This window comes from Methylobacterium sp. E-041, assembly GCF_022829665.1.
Classification (GTDB): Bacteria; Pseudomonadota; Alphaproteobacteria; order Rhizobiales; family Beijerinckiaceae; genus Methylobacterium.
In genome coordinates this window covers 1-301 of sequence record NZ_JAKSYQ010000038.1, presented here as the reverse complement: position 1 = coordinate 301, position 301 = coordinate 1, and the positions used below count along the sequence as shown (strand labels likewise).

The 301-nt window shown below is 71.1% G+C and carries 1 pseudogene; it reads right to left on the bottom strand.

Annotated elements, in window-relative coordinates:
* Positions 1 to 165: 165 nt before the first annotated feature.
* Positions 166 to 301, bottom strand: a pseudogene (locus MKK70_RS02455) (glycerate dehydrogenase); the annotation flags it as partial.

Here is a 301-nt window from a genome sequence, read left to right as displayed (position 1 = left end):
GGCTCGTCGGTCGCTCAGCCTTCCCTCCCCCTCTGCGGGGGAGGGTGGCTTGCGACGCGGGTCGGGAGAGGGGCCGCGCGGCGTCCGGAGACGTGGCTTTCCTCTCCCGCCGCTCGCTCACGCGAGGCCCACCCTCCCCCGCAGCCGGGGGCGGGAGAGGTCGACCTAGACCACTTTCTGCGGCTTGGCGGCGACGAAGGCGTCGACATTTTGGACGATCCGGTCGGCCAGGATCTGAATCGCCTCCCTGCTGGCCCAGGCGTCGTGCGGGGAGACAGTGAGGTTCGGATGGGTCAGGTCG